The organism is Mesorhizobium sp. RCAM 05104 (genome assembly GCF_059683645.1).
In genome coordinates this window covers 820,219-836,334 of record NZ_CM185033.1, presented here as the reverse complement: position 1 = coordinate 836,334, position 16,116 = coordinate 820,219, and the positions used below count along the sequence as shown (strand labels likewise).

At 62.2% G+C, this 16,116-nt stretch carries 14 protein-coding genes; 8 read left to right on the top strand and 6 right to left on the bottom strand.

All coding sequences use genetic code 11. From position 1 onward, the window contains the following. Window positions 1–124 precede the first annotated feature (124 nt). The gene (locus tag AC56QP_RS04460) at window positions 125–2,806 is read left to right on the top strand and encodes an EAL domain-containing protein (RefSeq protein ID WP_489860773.1); all 2,682 of its coding nucleotides are present in this window, start codon (window positions 125–127) and stop codon (window positions 2,804–2,806) included. 68 nt (window positions 2,807–2,874) lie between these two features. Here AC56QP_RS04460 and AC56QP_RS04455 read toward each other — a convergent pair whose 3' ends face one another. Next, entirely contained in the window at window positions 2,875–3,387 is a 513-nt protein-coding gene (locus AC56QP_RS04455; RefSeq protein ID WP_489860774.1) for a CAP domain-containing protein, read from the bottom strand. A gap of 288 nt (window positions 3,388–3,675) precedes the next feature. Between AC56QP_RS04455 and AC56QP_RS04450 the strand changes: the two genes are divergently transcribed. Further along, entirely contained in the window at window positions 3,676–4,500 is an 825-nt protein-coding gene (locus AC56QP_RS04450) for a DUF2189 domain-containing protein (protein WP_489860775.1), read from the top strand. A 54-nt stretch (window positions 4,501–4,554) separates the two neighbouring features. On the opposite strand, the gene AC56QP_RS04445 is transcribed toward AC56QP_RS04450, so the two are convergent. Next, window positions 4,555–5,187, bottom strand: a complete 633-nt coding sequence (locus AC56QP_RS04445; protein WP_489860776.1) for a LysE family translocator — start codon at window positions 5,185–5,187, stop codon at window positions 4,555–4,557. A gap of 127 nt (window positions 5,188–5,314) precedes the next feature. Continuing rightward, a complete protein-coding gene (locus AC56QP_RS04440) occupies window positions 5,315–7,300 on the bottom strand; it encodes a TadE/TadG family type IV pilus assembly protein (protein ID WP_489860777.1) in 1,986 nt (661 codons plus the stop codon). A 305-nt stretch (window positions 7,301–7,605) separates the two neighbouring features. On the opposite strand from AC56QP_RS04440, the gene AC56QP_RS04435 reads away from it, so the two are divergent. The 3 genes from AC56QP_RS04435 to AC56QP_RS04425 all read left to right on the top strand — a co-directional run bounded on the left by AC56QP_RS04435 (window position 7,606) and on the right by AC56QP_RS04425 (window position 9,854). After that, window positions 7,606–8,466, top strand: coding sequence for a TIGR01459 family HAD-type hydrolase (locus tag AC56QP_RS04435; RefSeq protein ID WP_489860778.1), 861 nt, complete (start codon window positions 7,606–7,608; stop codon window positions 8,464–8,466). Window positions 8,467–8,472: 6 nt separating this feature from the next. Next, window positions 8,473–9,453, top strand: coding sequence for a bifunctional riboflavin kinase/FAD synthetase (locus AC56QP_RS04430; protein WP_489860779.1), 981 nt, complete (start codon window positions 8,473–8,475; stop codon window positions 9,451–9,453). 74 nt (window positions 9,454–9,527) lie between these two features. Continuing rightward, window positions 9,528–9,854, top strand: a complete 327-nt coding sequence (locus AC56QP_RS04425; protein ID WP_489860780.1) for a hypothetical protein — start codon at window positions 9,528–9,530, stop codon at window positions 9,852–9,854. Between the two features lie 15 nt (window positions 9,855–9,869). Here AC56QP_RS04425 and AC56QP_RS04420 read toward each other — a convergent pair whose 3' ends face one another. Next, a complete protein-coding gene (locus AC56QP_RS04420; RefSeq protein ID WP_489860781.1) occupies window positions 9,870–10,424 on the bottom strand; it encodes an HdeD family acid-resistance protein in 555 nt (184 codons plus the stop codon). A 194-nt stretch (window positions 10,425–10,618) separates the two neighbouring features. Here AC56QP_RS04420 and AC56QP_RS04415 point away from each other — a divergent pair, with 194 nt between their 5' ends. Continuing rightward, window positions 10,619–11,425 (top strand): MipA/OmpV family protein, encoded by an 807-nt coding sequence (locus AC56QP_RS04415; protein WP_489860782.1) that lies wholly within the window; start codon window positions 10,619–10,621, stop codon window positions 11,423–11,425. Here AC56QP_RS04415 and AC56QP_RS04410 read toward each other — a convergent pair. Further along, a complete protein-coding gene (locus AC56QP_RS04410) occupies window positions 11,415–11,606 on the bottom strand; it encodes a hypothetical protein (RefSeq protein ID WP_489860783.1) in 192 nt (63 codons plus the stop codon). The two genes, AC56QP_RS04415 and AC56QP_RS04410, sit on opposite strands and share 11 nt — an antisense overlap. A gap of 106 nt (window positions 11,607–11,712) precedes the next feature. Between AC56QP_RS04410 and ileS the strand changes: the two genes are divergently transcribed. After that, on the top strand, window positions 11,713–14,691 hold the full coding sequence (ileS, locus tag AC56QP_RS04405) for an isoleucine--tRNA ligase (RefSeq protein ID WP_489860784.1): 2,979 nt from the start codon (window positions 11,713–11,715) through the stop codon (window positions 14,689–14,691). Between the two features lie 211 nt (window positions 14,692–14,902). Further along, window positions 14,903–15,583, top strand: coding sequence for a hypothetical protein (locus AC56QP_RS04400; protein ID WP_091577423.1), 681 nt, complete (start codon window positions 14,903–14,905; stop codon window positions 15,581–15,583). A gap of 46 nt (window positions 15,584–15,629) precedes the next feature. Here the strand turns inward: AC56QP_RS04400 and AC56QP_RS04395 are convergent, their stop codons facing one another. Then, window positions 15,630–16,079, bottom strand: a complete 450-nt coding sequence (locus AC56QP_RS04395) for a nucleoside deaminase (protein ID WP_489860785.1) — start codon at window positions 16,077–16,079, stop codon at window positions 15,630–15,632. Window positions 16,080–16,116 lie beyond the last annotated feature (37 nt).

Sequence of the window (16,116 nt, the reverse complement as noted above, 5' to 3'; positions counted from 1 at the left end):
AGCCCCGCGCCCCGATTTCGATCCGGTTTATCTGTCATTAGTACATCAGTAACACTATGGGCCGACTTTCATTCCGCCGATGGGCGCTCTTTTTTCCCAAGTCCAAAAATCCGAGGAATTCTGTTTGGCCACGAAATCATCCAGGCAAGTCGCCGAAGCGCCCGAGTCGGCCAGTCTGGCCGTGCTGGCAAAACTGGCGACTGCTTCGTACGGAACTCTTGAGCTGGAGCTTCGGGCGACGATCGCAACGCTCGAAGCACAGGCGCTGCGGTTCGAGACGGTGATCGACAACATCTCGCAAGGCATCTGCTTTTTCGGTGCCGATGAGCGGCTGATCCTGTCCAACCGCCGCTATGCCGAGATCTACCGCATCGCGCCTGGGCGATTGCAATCGGGCCTGACATTGAGCGAAATCGTCGAACGCCGCGTTGCCGCCGGGACATCCGCGATGGCGGCCGATGCCTATCTCGCATTGGCCCGGTCGGTCAATTCGGGCACCGCTTCGAAAATCTGGACCGCCATACTCACCGACGGTCGAACTATTCAGATTTGCCATCAGCCGATGCCCGATGGCAGTTGGGTGGCCACGCACGAGGACATTACGGAACTGACGGCCAATCGCCAGATCGTCGACGAGCGCATCTCGCTGCAAACGTTGATCGACTGGGTGCCCGACTATCTCTGGGTCAAGGACAGGGAAAGCCGCTTTGTCGTGGTCAACAGCGCCCTTGCGGCCGACAGCGGTCGGGATAAGACCAGCGACATGATCGGCTTGACCGATTTTGATCTCCATGCCCCGGAACTTGCGCAGAAGTTCCGCCTCATCGAGCAGAACGTCCTCAACAGCGGACAACCGATGATTGACGAGGAGGAGTTCGTTGTCGATGCGTCGGGCGACGGCAAATGGCTCTCGTCGACGAAGGTGCCGTTGCGCAATGCCCAAAACGAAATCTTCGGTCTGGTTGGCATTGCCCATGACATCACTGCCCGCAAGCAAGCGGACGTCCTTAGGAACGGGCAAGCGCATATCCTGGAAATGATCGCGATGAGCGCTCCGCTTGAAGATGTGCTCGACCGTCTCATGCGCCTCGTGGAATCCCAGTTGACGGGCATATTCGGTTCCGTCTTGCTGCTCGACAAGGACGGCAGCCACTTGCGGCACGGCGCCGCGCCGAGCCTGGCGAAAGACTATACGAACGCCATCGACGGGGTCGCTATCGGTCCGAAGGTGGGATCCTGCGGGACCGCCGTCTACCGGCGGGAGCCGGTCATTGTCGCAGACATCATGCAGGACCCCCTCTGGGAGGAATTTCGCGAACTGGTGTCGGTTTTCGGCTATCGTTCGTGCTGGTCGACCCCGATCCTGTCGCACCAGGGCACCGTCCTGGGCGTGTTCGCGATGTATTCGATGACGGTGCGCGAACCGGTCGAGGCCGAGACCCGGCTGATTGATTTCACGACCCGCATTGCCGGAATCGCGATCGAGCGCAAGCTGGCCGAAGACCAGATCCACTTCATGGCCAACCATGATGTGCTTACCGGACTTCCCAATCGCGCCTTGCTGGAGGATCGGCTTTCTCAAGCGATCCTGTACGCGCAGCGATACGATCGCTGGGTGACGGTGGTGTTCATCGATCTGGACAATTTCAAGCTTGTTAACGACACGCTCGGCCACAATGCCGGAGACGAACTCCTGAAGATCGTCGCCCGCCGCATGGTTGAATGCGTAAGGGCGACTGACACCGTGGTCCGACTTGGCGGCGATGAATTTGTCATCGTCCTGTTTGATCAACCAACGAACGTCGATCTCATCTCGGAGACCTTGCAGAAAATCCGCACAGCGATTGCCGAGCCAGTTCATCTTGGAGAGCATTGGCTGAGGGCGACAGCCAGCATCGGCATCGCTAACTATCCCAAGGATGGGGCGGTCCCCGATACGCTCTTGGCCAATGCCGATGCAGCCATGTATCGCGCGAAAGAAATCGGCCGCGACAATTTCCAGTTCTACGCTCCCGAATTCAACACCAGGGCGCATGAAAAATTCGTGCTTCAGGAGGAGTTGCGAAACGCCCTGGCCCGTTCAGAATTCGTGCTGCTCTATCAGCCGCAAGTCGATCTTCGCTCGGGGCGCGTCTTCGCGGTGGAAGCGTTGATCCGCTGGAACCATCCGACACAGGGCGTGATAGCGCCGGCCAATTTCATCCCGACGGCCGAGGAGACAGGTCTGATCGTGCCGATCGGCGACTGGGTTCTGCATGAAGCCTGTCGACAGAACAAGGCCTGGCAGGATGCGGGTTTGCCGCCGATGACTGTCTGTGTGAACGTGTCGGCACGGCAGTTCAGAGAAAAGAATCTGGTCGGTCGCGTCGTCAATGCGCTGAGGGACAGTGGTCTGGAGGCCAGATATCTCGAGCTGGAGGTGACCGAAAGCCTTATCATGCAGGATATCGAATTGGCGGTCGCGACAATGAACGAACTGCAAGGCCTGGGCGTTCAGATATCGATCGACGATTTCGGAACGGGCTATTCCAGCCTCAGCGCGCTCAAGACCTTTCCAGTTGCGCGGCTGAAAATCGACAAGTCTTTCATCAACGACGTCGCCGAGGACGAAAACGATCAGGCTGTTGCCAGCGCCGTGATTTCGTTGGGTCAAAAGCTGAACATGAGGGTCATTGCCGAGGGCGTCGAAACAGACGATCAGGTGGCTTTCTTGCTCAAGAACAATTGCGACGAAATGCAGGGCTACCATTTCAGCAAGCCGGTCTCTGCCCGGGACATCGAGAAATTGCTCAACCACGAGGATTGACGGATCGCTCGGCAAGCGATCTCGCGTCGGCTCGACGAAAACCACACCCGACGGCGACACGCCTGTTTTTATTTTCCGAGCACGAGGCTCCAGTAGCGGAGGCTGCTGTCGCGGCCGTCGCGCACATAGGCAAGGCCAAAGCGAGTGAAGCGCGGGTCGAGCATATTGCGGCGGTGGCCGGGCGAATGCACCCAGATGTCGAACAGCTTCTGCAGGTCGAAGCGGCCCTCGGCGATATTCTCGGCGGCCGCACCAGCAATGCCGTTGCCCTTGACCCGCGAGGCGAAATCCTTGCCCCAGCCGGTGGTGTGGGTCATGCGGCCCCCCTGCGCCATATAGCCGGCCTGCTGCAAGGCTGCCTGTTCGAGTTGCGCGTCGGGGACCAGCGGCGCGAGACCCGCCGTGGCGCGGATACTGGTCAGCGTGCCGGTGGCGGAGGAGGAGACCCCGGCGCCTTCACCGGTTGGCAGCGAAACGGTGCTGCAGGCAGCGAGCCCGGCCAAGGCCGCGAGGCCGGCTGCCTTGAGCCATCTGCGCCTGTTCAGGCTTGCTTGACGGATTTCGATGTTTTCAGCTGTCATGCCTGTCTGACATAGTCGCGATCATGGCTTTTGCCGGGCAAGGCGGTGAAAATACTGCCTTCGTTGTCGATCCCGATGGTCATCGCATCGAGGCCGCCTTCAACGCGCCACAATAGAGTCCGCGCCGCCGGCTTTCGCCCACATGGTGATGACAATCCCGTGAGGGCGTGTCCGAGATCATCGATCCGGCGACAAGCCCTGGCAAATCGTCTATGGTGCTACATCTACTAGTGGCAGCTGCAGGCGGCCATCTCGGCGGTGACCGCCCCGACACACGGGAGGAAGGTTATGGCCGGTTTTCATGTCATGGCGGACGCGCGTGGGGTGCATGTGCAACCCGTGGTGCGTCGCATCACCACGACGGATCTCTGGGACGCGCTCAAGCTCGGCGTCGAGGATTTCTGGGCAAAACCGTCGCATTACGTGTTCCTGTGCCTGATCTATCCGATTGTCGGCCTGATCCTGACGCAGTGGACGTCGGGCTCTAACGCCATCCAGCTCGTCTATCCCTTGATGTCGGGCTTCGCCCTGGTCGGGCCGTTCGCCGCGATCGGTCTTTACGAGATCAGTCGCCGGCGCGAGCTCGGCATGAACACCTCCTGGCGGCACGCACTCGACGTGCGCCGCTCGCCGGCGGTTCCCTCGATCGCGGTGATCGGCGCCATGCTGGTCGCGCTGTTCCTGTTGTGGCTGTACACCGCGCAATCGATCTACACCGGCCTGTTCGGCGATCAGCCGCCGGCCTCGATCGGCAGCTTCGTCCGCGAGGTGCTGACGACCGGAAAGGGCTGGACGCTGATCCTCGCCGGCAACGCCGCCGGCTTCGTCTTTGCCGTGGTCGTGCTGGCCACCACCGTGGTTGCCTTTCCATTGCTGCTCGACCGCGACGTCGGCGCGGTCTCGGCCATAGAGACCTCGGCCCGCGTGGTGATGGCAAATCCGCTGCCGATGGCATTGTGGGGGCTGTTGGTCGCCGTGCTTCTGGTGGTCGGCTCGATCCCGCTGTTTGCCGGGCTCGCCGTGGTCATGCCGGTGCTCGGCCATGCCACCTGGCACCTCTACCGCAGGGTGGTCGAACCGGAGCGAGCACAGCAGATAAGGCGGCCAATGTAGGCAGGACCACGATTCCGAAAAGTGGGAGCCGTTCTTCGGAAAACCAAGAAGCCGTCAGCGTTGCGCGTCGGTCGCCATCTTCAGCGCCAGCGCCGTCAGTACGGTCCCCATCATCCAGCGCTGGATGACCAGCCAGAGCGGCCGTCCGGCGAGGAAGGTGGCGATTGAGCCTGCCGTCACCGCGATGATGGCATTGATGCTGAGGCTGATCGATATCTGCGTGGCGCCGAGCACCAGGAGTTGCGACAGGACATGGCCTTTGCCGGGGCTGATGAACTGCGGCAGCAGCGACAGATAGAGCACGGCCACCTTCGGATTGAGCAGATTGGTCATCAGGCCCATCATGAACAGCTTGCGCGGCCGGTCTTTCGGCAATTCGCGCACCTGGAACGGCGAGCGTCCGCCAGGCTTCACCGCCTGCCAGGCCAGCCACAAGAGGTAGAGCGCGCCGGCAAAGCGCAGCGCGTCATAGGCGAAGGGCACGGCGAGCAGCAGGGCGGTGATGCCGAACGCGGCCGACAGCACATAGAAGAGAAAGCCGAGCGCGACGCCACCAAGCGAGATCAGTCCGGCTTTGGGCCCTTGCGACAGGGAACGCGAGATCAGATAGATCATGTTGGGGCCGGGGGTCAGCACCATGCCGAGGCAGACCAGCGCGAAGGCGAGATGATTGGCGGTTTCAGGCATCTGATCACTCCCAGCGCGCCGCGATGGATGCGCGGCAGCACGCGGCCAACATGTGCCCACCCCGGTGGGCGCGCGCAAGAGCATGGCGGTGCCAGCTGTTGCGCCAGTGTTACCGCGGCCCTTCGGATCAGCTGACGACGCGCAGGTTCGACAATTCGTTGCCGATTTCCTTGAAATCGTTCGACAAGGTGGCGCCGGTCGCATTCCAGAACAGTTTGGCCGGCTTGCTGGCGTCCGTCGGATCCTTGCGGAAGCGCGAGTCCGACGAGCAGGATTTCAGCGCGTCGATCGCCTGCTTGTCGCTGGTCTTGGTGGTGGACAGGTCTAGCGCCACCGTCATCACCATGATGTTGGCCGCCTTGGCGTTGTTGCAGAGCGTCGCCATCTGCTCGTTGAGCGCGTTGGTGTAGTTGCCGTTCGAATAGTCGAACTGACCGATGGCGCTCGACGTGCCCAGGAACATGCGGCCGACCGAGGTGCCGTTGTAGCCGGGCTTGAGGTAGCCATAGGACGCGTAGGTCGATTTGGAGTCGGCGGGATCGGAATAGCCCAGGGACGAAGGCGTATAGTAGGTGTTGGCGCCGTCGGTCAGCACGATCACCACCTTGTCGTTGCCTTTTTCCGTTTCGGGGCGCCCTTGCGTAAACGGCTCGCCGCTGGAAACCACCCGCCAGCCCCACGCCATGCCCTCGGGAACACTGGTGCCGCCATTCGGCTGCATCAGGTCGATGGCTGCCTTGATCGCCGTCAGCCCATTGGTGTTGCTGACGTCGGTCAGCGGCGTGATCGGACTGGTGGTGCAGCTGTAGTTCGGGCCATTGCCGGCGGATAGCGCCGGCGCATTGATTGGCCGCGGCTGGAAATATTTGGCCATGTTGCGCAGCCGGGACTGACCGGTGGTGCTCGACGGGTCGTCGTTCCACCAGCTGTTCACGGCGCCGTAGGTCGTCGGCGCGGCCTCATCGGGGTCCTGGGTGAGCTTCCAATGATTACCAGGTTCGTCCGGCGCGAACATCGGCACGAACATCGTCGCCGGATCGCCGACGCCTATGCCGGTGTTAGCCGAGCCGCCGGAGGGCGCGGCGTCGTTGACATTATAGGGATAAGGTCGGGCTTCCACGCATCCTTGCCAGCTGGCGAACGGACCATAGGAATCGATATAGTCATATTCGTCGTGGCTGCGTTTGCAGGTGTTGTTCCAGTTGTATTCGTCGCAAACCACGCGCTTGCTGCTGACGACGCGCTCGTGGTTGGTGACGACCTTCATGTCGTGGTAGAGCGAAAACCGGGTCAGCATCTGGCCTTCCTCGCTGCCCCAACCGGTGCCGCGCTTGTACCAGATGCCGTTGGTCTGCTGGGCGTATTTGTCGGCCGCGTTCAGCGTCGACCAGTCGAAATTCTCGTTCGATACCGGCGACAGGCCCTCGGTGTCCATCCAAGATGCGTTGCCGTTGCCAGGACCGACATTGACCGAGGCGGCAAATGGCACGAGGCCGAATTGCACCGGCTTGTCGACCTGCTTGATCATCGCCGCCTGCTGGGCAAGCGTGTCGACCAGCTGTTTGGCCGCGTCCTTGAGAAGATCGATGCGCTTTTGTCCCGAGCCTGTTCCGGGCGTGACCATCGAACCGGAATTGTCGAGCACCAGGGCGACTTCCAGAGTGTTCTTCAGCCGCACTTCGGAGGTGACGTCAAAGCTGATCTTCTGGTTCGCGTCGGCTTCGGATTTGCCGATGAGTTGGGCAAAGACAGGATAGAAATAGGGCTTGTAGTCAAGCCGCGCGCTCATCTTGAGCAAGCCGCCACCGCTGGTGTTGCTTGGCAAGGTGACGCTGAGCGTCGTGTTGGCGGGATCGATATTGTTGAGGTTGGCGTTGAAGAAGTCGACCGCATAGGCTCTTAGCTGGTCGTCGGTCGCGCCCTCCGTCAGCCGGCGCGCGGTGGCGAAGTTGGCGGCGTCGAGCGCATTCGTCACCATCTGCTTTTCGCGGTTCATCTCGGTGAAGTCGACCGCCATCGCCAGGCCGCCCATGAGCGGAATCATCGCAACGGCCGTCATAAGAGCATAGTTGCCGCGTCTGTCGCGGCAGAACTGACCCCAGAGTTCATGCATGTCTTGCTGCGGCCCCCGCCGGCGGATTCTCGATCGAGGCCAGCTTTCCACAAAACGCTGAAGGACGGGTTTGGGAAACCGCTCGATTGCTTGGTCGGCGCTTCACCAACCGCTAACCAATCCGGCAAGCTTGTTCTTCATCCGGGCAGGCAGGGGCATCTCGCATCGGGATAATGCCGACCTGCGGGTGATGCGCGGCTGCCCGCGAAAGCTGGTGACAGGCCGGAGCGGTTCGGTTAATCCGAACCGGCTGCGGCGAACCGTCGGTCGCAGCACTCGCAACGATCATGACTGAAGGAACCGGCATGGCGGATTCGCCTGAAATCATCGGCTCGCTCGAGGACGTGTCGAAAGCCTATTCGGCAATCCTGTGTGATGTCTGGGGCGTGGTGCATAACGGCGAAAGGCACTTTCCGGCGGCTGCCTCGGCGCTGGCAAGGGCGAGAGAGGCAGAAATCCCCGTCGTCCTGATCACCAATTCACCGCGCCGCAATGTCCATGTCGTGGCGCAGATGAACGCGATCGGCGTTCCATCGTCAGCCTATGACCGTGTCGTCACTTCCGGCGATGTCACCCGCGACCTGATCGCCGACGGCCCACGCAGGATTTTCCATATTGGCGGTGACCGCGATTTCACGCTCTATGATGGTCTCGATGTCGAGCTTGTCGAGGAGTTCGAGGCATCCGGCGTCGTTTGCACCGGATTGTTCGATGACGAGGTCGAGAAGCCCGAGGATTACACGGAGCTTCTGCGGCGGTTGCGCGCCAGGAACCTGCCGTTCATCTGCGCAAATCCCGATATCATGGTCGAGCGCGGCGAACGCATCATCTGGTGCGCCGGCGCCCTGGCTCGCGACTATGCGCAGCTCGGCGGCCGGACGCTGATCGCCGGAAAACCTTACGCGCCGGTCTATGAGGTCGCGATGAAGGAGGTGGCGGACCTTGTTGGCCGTCCGGTCGAGCGTTCGCGGGTGCTGGCCATCGGTGACGGCATGATGACCGACGTGAAGGGTGCGGTCGACAACGGTTTTGACGTTCTTTATGTCTCTGGTGGCATCCACGCCCGCGACTATGGCGATGCATCGCAACCGGATCCGGCAAGGTTGGGGACCTTCCTGGACAGGCATGGCTATCGTCCGGTGGCCGTCATTCCGAAACTGCGGTAGGTGACAATGGCAGCCTTCCAGCACATTCTGGCAACCGCGCCGCTACCCGCCGAATTGCGTGGCGGCGTGGTGGCGATCGGCAATTTCGACGGCGTCCATCGCGGCCATCAGGCGGTGCTTCAGCAGGCATTGGCCGAGGCCGGGCGGCGCGGGGTGCCGGCTCTGGTGCTGACTTTCGAACCGCACCCGCGAAAGATCTTCAGGCCGGACATGCCGTTGTTCGTGCTGACGCCGCCGCCGATGAAGGCGCGGCTCCTGTCGCTGCTGGGTTTTGCCGCGCTGGTCGAACAGCCGTTCACGCGCGACTTCGCCTCGTTGTCGGCGGAAGCGTTCGTGACCGATGTGCTGGAGAGGAACCTTGGCATCACCCATGCCGTGACCGGTTTTGATTTCCATTTCGGCAAGGACCGCCAAGGTGGCCCGGCCTACCTGATGGCGGCCGGCGGGCGCCATGGCTTCGGCGTCACGCTCGTCGACGCCTTTCGTGACGAGGGCGCCGAGGTGGTGTCGTCGAGCCGCATCCGCGGCTTGCTCAGCGACGGCGAGGTGGCCGAGGCCGCCGGCCTGCTCGGCTATCGTTTCACTGTCGAAAGCGAGGTGGTGGGCGGCCAGCGGCTCGGCCGCACCCTTGGCTTTCCAACCGCGAATATGAGACTTTCTCCGGAAGCCGCGCTGAAGGAGGGCATCTATGCCGTCCGCTTTCGTCGCGCCGACGGCACGCTTCATGACGGCGTCGCCAGCTTCGGCCGTCGTCCGACCGTCGATGACAATGGCACGCCGCTTCTGGAAACCTTCGTCTTCGATTTCTCCGGCGATCTCTATGGCGAAATCTGCCAGGTTTCCTTCTTTGGTTTCCTGCGCAGCGAGATCAAGTTCGACGGTCTCGATACGCTGGTTGCGCAGATGAAGTGCGACGAAGCCGAGGCGAGGGCGCTGCTTGCCGGCGTCAGGCCGCTTTCGGAGCTGGATCGCGCCATCGCCTCCTGAGGGTTTCGCCGAAACAGCCGCGAACTGTGAACCAGTTCATCGAAGGCGGCCGGCGGAAAGCCCAACATTCATCGATGAAAATCGACATATTCGTCTGGAGCGTTGTGCTCGTTTGCGCCGGACTGTTCATCCTTTGCGATGGACTGAGCGCGCACTGGGGCAAGACCGGCAGCGGCCGCAGCCTGGCATATGTCATGCTTTTGTCGCCGATCTCCTACGGGGCATTTGCCATCATCAACACACGGTTGAACCTCGCCGTGACAGGCGCGCTGGTCAACACCATCGTCGTGGCCGGCGCCATGCTGGTTGGCGTCATTGTTTTCAAGGAAGAGGTGTCCTCGCTGCAGTATGTCGGGATCGGACTGGCACTGATTGCGGTGACGCTGCTGAATCTTTCGTAAGCCGGCCGGCGGGGGCTACCTCTTCAGAGCCAGGCCGAGGGCGATGAAGCTCCAGCCCTGGAAGATCAGGTCGATCGCCAGAAAGAGCCCGAGAACCCACAGGCTGTTGACCGGCCAACCCATGGCGATGATCAGGCCCGCAAGCGCGCTGATGATACCGGCGGCGACGATCCAGCCCCAGCCGGGTTCCGGCCGGTGACCGTAGCCGACCCAGACCCTGAGCACGCCTGACGCGACCAGCGCGACGGCCAGCAGGAAGGTCAGCACTGTCGAAGCGAGAATCGGATTGTCGAAAGCGAAGAAGCCGGCAACCGCGTAGAGCAGCCCGCTGAGCAGCCAGTAGAAGAAGCGACCCCAGGTCTTGACGCCGAACGCATGCACGATCTCGATGACCCCGGCCATCAGCATCAGCCAGCCCACGACATAGACCGAAGCCACGGTGGCGATGAACAGATTGCCGAAGGCAATGCCGCCGAAGATGAGCAGCAGCACGCCAAGCGCCACGAACCACCCCCATTTCGCCCGTGTCTGGCTGATTGCGGTTTTCAAGGCGTCGCCATGCAGGGTCATTTTCGCGGTCTCCTCAAGGGCTGCGGGATACTACCAAGGAAAGGTTAGTCCCGGCGTCGGGGAACGTCCAGTCGATGACCGACGGCCGGATCGCGGGAAACCGCGACCGGATGTCTCTGGCTTAAATCAAAATTTACCAAGCGGCGGCCAAAGCTGTCATCGGTAAGCGTGTTCGTTGTGTTAGTGGAGTGGCCATGAGTCCGGTCGGAAAAATCTCTGTGCTGTTGGCCGTTGCGGTGCTGGGTGAGGCAGGCGCAGCCAACGCGGGCGAGGGCAACTGGCTGTCCGGCGACTGGTATCTGACTGTTGGCGCCACAGGCATGGTCGCGCCGAATTTCGAGGGCGGCAAGAAGTATCTGCTCAGCGCCTCGCCAATCATCTCGCTGGGCAAAGCCGGTCCCGCGGCCCGTTTCACCTCGCGCAACGACAACATCTCGCTGGCGCTGGTCGACGACGGCGGCGTCCGCGCCGGTCTGACCGGCAAATTCCTGTTCTCCCGTGACGATGGCGACGCCGATGAATTGAAGGGCCTCGATCCCGTGCGCTGGGGCGGCGAAGTGGGTGGTTTCTTTGAATTCTATCCGACGGATTGGCTGCGCGCGCGTGCCGAACTGCGCCACGGCATTCGTGCTCACAACGGCTTTGTCGCCGATATCGCCGCCGACGCGTTCTACGATGTGACGCCAACTGTCAGGATTTCGGGCGGACCACGCGTTTCTTTCGCCTCGGCGAACTATTTCGACGCCTATTACGGTGTCGATGCGCAGGAGGCCGTCGCCTCCGGCCTCAGCGAATATAATCCAGGTGGCGGGCTGAAATCGACCGGCCTCGGCGGCGCCATAACCTGGAAGGTGACCGAGCCGATGACCGCCAGCCTGTTCGGCGAATATTCGCGCCTGATGGGGCCGGCGGCCGATTCCAGTCTGGTCAAGGAACGCGGTGACCGCAATCAGTTCATGATCGGCGTGTCGACCACCTACCGCTTCGACTTCACGATGTAAGTGAATCGAACGAGAGACGCTTTATTCCTGCGCTCATCTCCGCTAAAAGCCCACCAATGACGAGCTTTTCGCGTCCCGTCGCCATTGCGATACGAATTACCGGCCCGGTGTTTCGGGCGGCCTGAGCGCCGCTGGAACCGCCGGGAATCTTGCGCGCGACCCTCGCGCCTTTCCAGATCATCAACGCATATCGCCCAGAAGTGGCTCCGTTTTGGGAAAACGATATGCGTCAAAGCGAAGACTTCAACGCCGCAGGCCGTCTGGCCGGGCACGCACATGGCAGACCAATGACCGACGAAACGCCCAACAATTCAACGATCGACTATTCCAAGACGCTTTATCTGCCGCAGACGGATTTCCCGATGCGCGCCGGCTTGCCCGAGAAGGAGCCGCTGCTGGTCAAGCGCTGGCAGGACATGGACCTCTACCGCAAGCTGCGCGAGAGCGCGGCCGGCCGCGAAAAATACGTGCTGCATGACGGCCCGCCCTATGCCAATGGCAACATCCATATCGGCCATGCGCTGAACAAGATCCTCAAGGACGTCATCACCCGCTCGTTCCAGATGCGCGGCTATGACTCGAACTATGTGCCTGGCTGGGACTGTCACGGCCTGCCGATCGAGTGGAAGATCGAGGAGCAGTATCGCGCCAGGGGCAAGAACAAGGACGAAGTGCCGGTCAACGAGTTCCGCAAGGAATGCCGCGATTTCGCCGCGCACTGGATCACGGTGCAGGGCGGCGAGTTCCAGCGGCTCGGCGTCATCGGCGATTTCAAGAATCCTTATACGACGATGGCTTTCCATGCCGAGGCGCGCATCGCCGGCGAGCTGCTGAAGTTCGCCATGTCGGGCCAGCTCTATCGCGGCTCCAAGCCGGTGATGTGGAGCGTGGTCGAGCGCACCGCGCTGGCCGAGGCCGAGGTCGAGTACCAGGATTATGAGTCGGACACGATCTGGGTGAAGTTTCCGGTCGCCAGCCTTGCTCGACAGGTCGCCAATGCCGAAGAGCCGGCAAAGCTGACTGAGGCGTCGCTGGACCTGCTGGAAGCCCATGTAGTCATCTGGACGACAACGCCCTGGACCATCCCCGGCAACCGCGCCGTCAGCTATTCGCCGCGCATCGGCTACGGTCTTTACGAGGTCACGGCGGCCGAGAACGCCTTCGGACCGCAGCCGGGCGAGAAGCTGATCTTTGCCGATGCTCTGGCGGAAGACTCCGCCGCCAAGGCCAAAGTCACCTTGAATCGCCTTCACAGCGTTTCGGCGGAACAGCTTGGAAGCCTTACACTTTCGCATCCGTTCAAGGGTTTTGGCGGCGGCTACGAATTTCCGGTGCCGATGCTCGCCGGCGATCATGTCACCGACGATGCCGGCACCGGCTTCGTCCATACCGCGCCCGGCCATGGCCGCGAGGACTTTGACGCCTGGATGGACGCGGCCGCGGATTTGCGCGCGCGCGGCATCGATGCCGTCATCCCCTTCACGGTAGACGATGCCGGCTTCTTCACCAAGGATGCGCCGGGCGTCGGTCCTGATCGTGAAGGTGGGGCCGCGCGCGTCATCGACGACAACGGCAAGAAGGGTAACGCCAACCAGGCCGTCATCGATGAGCTGATAAAGCGCAACGCGCTGTTCGCGCGCGGTCGGTTGAAGCATTCCTACCCGCATTCCTGGCGCTCGAAGAAGCCGATCATCTTCCGCAACACGCCGCAGTGGTTCGTCTATATGGACAAGGACCTCGGCGACGGCACCACGCTGCGCAGCCGCGCGCTGAAGGCCATCGACGACACCCGGTTCGTGCCGGCGGCGGGCCAGAACCGTATCCGCGCCATGATCGAGGAGCGCCCCGACTGGGTGCTGTCGCGCCAGCGCGCCTGGGGCGTGCCGATCGCCGTGTTCGCCGACGCCGACGGCAATGTGCTGAAGGACGAGGCGGTCAACCAGCGCATCATGGACGCTTTCGAACAGGAGGGCGCCGACGCCTGGTTCGCAGCCGGCGCCACCGAGCGTTTCCTCGGCAATCACGATGCCTCCAAATGGAAGCAGGTGATGGACATCCTCGATGTCTGGTTCGATTCGGGCTCGACCCACGCCTTCACGCTGGAGGATCGCCCGGATCTGAAATGGCCGGCGGACGTCTATCTAGAAGGCTCGGACCAGCATCGCGGCTGGTTCCACTCCTCATTGCTGGAAAGCTGCGGCACCCGGGGCAGGGCGCCTTACGACACCGTCGTCACCCATGGCTTCACCATGGATGAGGAGGGCCGCAAGATGTCGAAGTCGCTCGGCAACACCGTCGTGCCGCAGGACGTCATCAAGCAGTCCGGCGCCGATATCCTACGTCTGTGGGTGGTGACGACCGATTACTGGGAAGACCAGCGGCTCGGCAAGAACGTGTTGCAGACCAACATCGACGCCTACCGCAAACTGCGCAACACCATCCGCTGGATGCTGGGCACGCTTGCCCATGACGATGGCGAAGAGGTGCCGCTGGAAAAAATGCCGGAGCTGGAGCGGCTGATGCTGCACCGGCTGGCCGAGCTGGATGACGTCGTGCGCTCGGGCTATGACGCCTTCGAGTTCAAGCGCGTCACCCGCACCTTGCTCGATTTCATGGTGGTCGAGCTGTCGGCCTTCTATTTCGACATTCGCAAGGATGCGCTCTACTGCGACGGGCCCTCGAGCGTGAAACGCAAGGCCTCGGTGCAGGTGGTGCGCCATCTCTTCGACTGTCTGGTGAAATGGCTGGCGCCGATGCTGCCCTTTACGATGGAAGAGGCCTGGCTCGACCTGCATCCGGGCGCTGTCTCGGTGCATCTCGACCAGTTCCCACAAATCCCGGCGGACTGGAAGAACGAGGCGCTGGCGGAAAAATGGCGCAAGGTGCGGCAGGTGCGTCGTGTCGTCACCGGCGCGCTGGAAATCGCGCGCGCCCAGAAGGTGATCGGTTCGTCGCTGGAAGCAGTGCCGGTCGTCACCATCAACGATGCGGCGCTCGAGGCGGCGATATCGGATGTCGACATGGCCGAGATGGCGATCACCAGCGACCTGGTCATCGCTCATGGCAATGCACCGGCGGGCGCCTTCACCCTGGACGACGTCAAGGGTGTCGCCGTGGTGGTCGAGAAGGCCGAGGACCGCGGCCTTGTGAAATGCGCGCGGTCATGGCGCTACACCGCCGATGTCGGGCAGGACGCTGCATTTCCCGACGTTTCGGCGCGCGATGCGGCGGTGCTGCATGAGTTGAAGGCATTGGGTCGGCTTTGACCGGCCGGCCGGAAGCCTCTATCGGTGCACAATTGCCACGCCGGGCGGGTGAAAACCGCCCGCGCGTTGCCCTTAACGAGCGGTTGAGGTAAACACGCGAAACTCCGGAAGACAAATTGTCGCCGGATTTCCGTCGCAAGTGCTTGGACGATGGGGATCGGACATTGGGCCGGTGGCAATCGAGAGGCTGTCTAGAGTGGGACTTTTTGGCATGACCGAGAGATATAACGCGCGCCTTGCGCTGCTGGCGCCGCTTGTCGCATCGGGCCTCGCTCTGTCCGGCTGTGTCGGCTCTCCGACCTACGGGACCGACAAGACCGCCGGCGAACAGCTGGCCGGCGATATTTCCGGCGCCTTTTCGTTTGCGCCCAAGCGCAAGGAACAGATCGACTACAAGCCGCGTCCGACGCTGGTGAAGCCTGCGCCAGGGCAGAAGGAAGCGCTGCCAGCGCCGCAGGACAGCATCGAGACGGCGAGCGCCGAATGGCCCGAATCGCCCGAGCAGCGCCGCGCCCGCTTGCGTGCCGACGCCACCGCCCACCAGAATGATCCAGCCTATCAGTCGGAAATCGTTGACGACGTGCAGACCGATCCGGAATCGGTCAAGAAGGCGATGGCAGATTCCGGATCGAGCCATCCGCCACGCTGGACGCCGGCTGATTCCGACAAGGGCCGCGCCGCCGAGATCCAGCGCCGCCTTGCCGAAAGCAAACAGGGCGACCCGAACACCCGCAAATATCTGAGCGAGCCGCCGGTGCAGTATCGCGTGGCCGCCGATACCGCGCCGAAGGATCAGCTCGGTGAAGACGAATACAAGAAGGAACGCCGCCTGAAGAAACTGGCGGAAGGCAAGAAGGGCAGCGGCTGGTTCGACTGGCTGCCGTCCCTGTAATAACTGGCGACGTTGATTGCATTGGCTGACGGGTATTGCGCCCGGTTCAGTCGCGACGTTCGCGGAAGAATCCCTTCAGCAGCACGGCCGCTTCGGTTTCGGCCATGCCCGGATAGATGTCCGGCACGTGATGGCAGGTTGGCGAGGTGAAGAAACGCACACCGTTGACCACCGCGCCGCCCTTTTCGTCGGCCGCGCCGAAATAGAGCCGGCGCAGCCGGGCGAAGGAAATGGCGCCGGCGCACATGGCGCAGGGCTCCAGCGTCACATAGAGATCGTGCCCGGTCAGCCGCTCGGCTGACAGTTTGCGGCAGGCTTCGCGGATCGCCAGCATCTCGGCATGCGCCGTCGGGTCGGCAAATTCGCGGGCGCGGTTGCCGGCACTGGCAACGACCGTGCCGCCGCTGGCGATGACGGCGCCGACCGGCACCTCGCCGCGCAAGGCGGCGGCTTCGGCCTCCTTCAGCGCCAGCGCCATGAAATCCGGCCGCGTCACGCGGTTTCCATTCCGATTATCTCCTCGCCACCCGGCG